Here is a 4,338-nt window from a genome sequence, read left to right as displayed (position 1 = left end):
CCGTGCGTGTTCATTAACCGTGCGTGTTCATTAACCGTGACTGCTTCTTCCCACGTTATCGTGGCTCAGCTCTTTATTTAGAACCGCTTCCACATGACCTGGAGAACGTGTTGAGCCAGAAATCAGTCGATACATCGCAGGGATTACGAACAGAGTAACCAAAGTTGCAAAGCCCATACCGAAGAAGATAACCGTACCCACTGCTACTCGGCTTTCATAGCCTGCGCCCGTTGAAGTAATCAATGGGATTGCACCGGCTAGTGTGGTGAACGCCGTCATCAAGATTGGACGTAAACGTCGAGCCGAAGCATCAATGATCGCCTTTTCAAACTCAATGCCACGGTCACGAAGTTGGTTAGCAAACTCTACGATCAAGATACCGTTTTTGGTTACCATACCGATCAACATAATCATACCAATCTGGCTGTATACGTTGAGACCTTGACTCATCAACACCAAGCCTAAGAAGCCACCAAAGATGCCCATAGGTACGGTGAACATCACCACCAGCGGGTTAATGAAGCTCTCAAACTGCGCCGCAAGTACCAAGTACGCCACCAACATCGCTAACGCAAACACCACGAGGATACTCGATTGGTTTTCTTTAAAATCTTTAGACTCGCCTGAGTAGCTTACTGAAATATCACCCGGTAGCTGCTCAATCGCTTGTTCATCAAGGAAATCCAAAGCATCACCCAACGTGTAACCTTCCATTAGGTTCGCTTTGATGGTCACCGATTTCTGCTTGTTGTAGTGCGACAAACGAATCGAAGACGCTACTTCTTCAATATGCGTTAGAGTATCGAGTGTCACCAATTCACCAGACTGAGTTCGCATGTAGATTTGGCTTAAGTCATTGGCATTGTTAAAACTGTTTTCATCGCCACGCAGGTAAACGTCGTACTCTTCACCACGTTCAACGAACGTCGTTTCACTCTTACCGCCCAGCATGATTTCTAACGTATCTGAAATATCCGAAACACTCACACCTAGCTCGGCTGCACGTTGCTTATCTACGGTTACCAACAGCTCTGGTGTTTTCTCAGAGTAATCGATGTCCGCACCTTCCATCATTGGAGAATCTTCAGCGGCTTGCTTTAACAGTTCGCCCCATTTCTGAAGCTCAGAGTAATCAGAGCCACCAAGTACAAATTGCACAGGCTCACTCGAACCACCACGGAAGCCTGGCATGAACGGGAACACACGCACATCAGGAATACCCGCTAAAGACTTACGCACCTCACCCAAGGCTTGTTGTGCTGTCTCTTCACGTTCGTCCCAATCTTCCAGGATCATGATAACGAAGCCCGTTTGGTCGCCCGCATTACCACCAAATGCTGGCGATTGAATGCTGAATGACTTTAAGAATCCTTGACCAAGCAGCGGCATTAGGCGTTCTTCAACGATGTCCATGTTGGCAGACATACGGTTGTAACTAGTTGCGTCGGCACCACGAACAAACGCAAAAATAACACCACGGTCTTCTTGTGGCGTCAGTTGCGACGGCACTTTTTGCATCAAACCATAACTACCGCCCATACAAGCAATAATGATGATTGGAGCTGCCCAACGCCAGTTTAGAGCACGGCGCAATACCGATTTGTATCCAGCTTCTAACTTACCAAACACACGTTCAACAAATTGATTGAAGCGATTAGGTTTCACGTTCGCTTTTAAAATCTTGCTGCCCAGAACCGGCGTCAAGGTTAATGCTATGACAGATGAGAAGATCACCGACATCGCCAACAATACCGAGAACTCAGTAAACAGAAGACCTACCATACCGTCCATAAACGAGATTGGTAGGAACACCATGACCAGTACTAGCGTGGTTGCGATTACCGCAAAGCCTACTTCACGTGTCCCTTTATAAGCCGCAAGCAATGGTGATTCACCACGTTCAATGTGGTGGAAAATATTCTCAACCACCACAATCGCATCATCGACCACCAAACCGATAGACAGGATAAGTGCCATCAAGGTGATGAGGTTGATAGAGAAGCCAAAGTAGTACGCCGCAATAAACGACGAGATTAGCGATACAGGAACGGTCACGGCTGGAATCAGCGTTGCACGCGCTTGGCCAATGAAGACGTAAAGCACGAGGATAACCAAACCACCCGTAATAAAGAGTGTGCTGTAAACCTCTGAGATCGAACGGTCGATAAAGACCGTGGAGTCATAATCAATCGCCAAGCGAGTTCCGTCAGGCAAGAACTTTTGAATCGCTTCGACTTCTTTATGGACTAAGTCAGCCACCTCAAGTGGGTTGGCATCAGACTGAGGCACAATGCCCATACTGACGTTAACAACGCCGTCACTCTTAAAGGTCGAGTTCTCGTTTTCTGCGCCAATGTAAACATCAGCTACATCTTTCAAGTAGATAGGTGTGTTATCAGAGGCACGTTTCACCACTAAGTATTCGAAATCTTTGGCTTCAGTATATGAACGAGCAGTACGAACCGACATCACAATCGCATCGTTACGCACTTCGCCACCCGGGCTTTCAATGTTCTCGTTACGTAGGGCTTGTGTAATATCAGAGGCGGTAACACCACGACCCGCCATTAACGCAGGTTTCAGCTTCACGTACATGACTTTGTACAAACCGCCAGAAATATCCACCGAGCTCACACCAGAGATCAAACTAAAGCGGTCAATCAACACACGTTCGGTGTAATCGGTTAACTGCGTTCGATCCATCTCAGTTGAGCTTAAATTGATGTAAACCGACGCTTCACCACTACCATTGTTCTTATAAACAATCGGGTCATCGGCTTCATCTGGCAACGAACGCTGAGCACGCGCTACCGCATCACGCACATCACTGACACCGGTATTGAGGTCATAACCAAGTTCAAAGGTGATGGTGATTCGTGACGATCCGTTTCGTGTCGTAGATTCGATTTCATCGATACCACTGATGCCGGATAACTGATCTTCAAGGTTGGAGGTAATTTGGCTTTCAATGATGGTGGCAGATGCACCTTCATAACGAGTACTGATCGATACCACCGGGCTTTCAATATCGGGCATTTCACGAACTGCGAGCTTATTGAAAGAGACAATACCAAACACAACCAAAAGCAGGCTCAATACAACAGCCGCTACTGGTCTCTTCACAGAAACATCAGATAACAACATTAGTTAGCACCTTCTTGTGCTGCTGTATTTCCATCAAGTTTAGCAGGGCGATTGACGGCAAGCTCTTGAACCAAAACACCGTCACGCATGTTCACGATACCTTGCACTACGATCTTCTGACCAATCTCGATGCCTTTTTCGATCACGACTTCGTTATCAAGACGAGCCCCGAGGAATACTTCGGTACGAGTCGCTTTGTTATCTTCGCCAATAACATAAACGAAACGCTTAGTGCCTGAATACTCAAGCGCTTGAACTGGAATTATTGGGGCTTCTACTGGTGGGAAGTCCATATCAGCCGCCACTAACATGCCCGGTTTTAGGTAATCATTGTTGTTATCGAAGTGGATTCGAACTCGAAGGTTCAAAGTTTCGGCGTTAATGCGAGAATCAATACCCACCACAGTACCCGTGAACTGAGTATCGCCCCACGCACTGGTGCGAGCCGTTACTGTCATACCTTTAGACAGTTTAGAAAGGTAGCGCTCTGGAATCTGAAGATCTAACTGCATCACAGACAAGTCATCTAACGTCACGAGCTCTGTACCCGATGTCACCATTTTGCCGCGGCTAAAGTCTATAAAACCGACCGTACCAGAGAAAGGTGCACTGATATGTAGATCTTTCAGGTTAGCGTTAGCGGCAGCTAGGCGAGCATTAGCGATCTCTACGTTAGTTTTCTGAGCGTCAATTTCAGTTTGAGTGATCGCGTTACGTTTCACTAGTCGTTGAAATTCCGCAAGCTTACGCTTTTCATCTTTTAAATATGCTTGTGCTTCTGCAACTGCTGCTTTTGCTTTGTCGTCATCGAGTTGAACCAACATCTGCCCTTTGGTGACATCTTGATTGGCTTTGATGTTAATAGAGTTCACTCTGCCAGCCACTTCAGAAGTGATCATTACAGATTGCTCGGCTTCCAACTTACCGACCAAAGAAAGAGACTGGCTAACTTTGTGAATATCAACTTGCTCGGTAACAACAGTGACCGTGCTAGGGCCCATACGTTTAGCTAGTGCGGCTGGAGACGCCATAATGATAGACAAGCTAAGCAGGGTTAAAACAGTTTTATGCTTCATAATAATGGTCTGCAAGTAAGGTTTATACCAATCACAGTAGGTAAGTGGTCAGAAATAGCGCAGGGAAAAGACTTGAGAACAAGGCAGCTCTTTTCAACAGATAGTTTCGATAAGTAGT

Annotated in this window: 2 protein-coding genes; both read right to left on the bottom strand. The window is 46.5% G+C overall.

Translation table 11 applies throughout. The annotated features are described in order from the left end of the window. Positions 1–30 precede the first annotated feature (30 nt). Positions 31–3,144 (bottom strand): vibriobactin export RND transporter permease subunit VexH, encoded by a 3,114-nt coding sequence (gene vexH, locus AB4496_RS14520; protein ID WP_102257786.1) that lies wholly within the window; start codon positions 3,142–3,144, stop codon positions 31–33. Beyond that, on the bottom strand, positions 3,144–4,220 hold the full coding sequence (locus AB4496_RS14515) for an efflux RND transporter periplasmic adaptor subunit (protein WP_133151965.1): 1,077 nt from the start codon (positions 4,218–4,220) through the stop codon (positions 3,144–3,146). Before AB4496_RS14515 ends, vexH begins: the two co-directional genes overlap by 1 nt. Between the last annotated feature and the right edge of the window lie 118 nt (positions 4,221–4,338).

Origin of the sequence: Vibrio sp. 10N.222.46.A1, from assembly GCF_041473595.1 — a bacterium.
GTDB classification, from domain to species: domain Bacteria; phylum Pseudomonadota; class Gammaproteobacteria; order Enterobacterales; family Vibrionaceae; genus Vibrio; species Vibrio tasmaniensis_A.
This window is presented reverse-complemented; position numbering and strand designations above follow the sequence as displayed.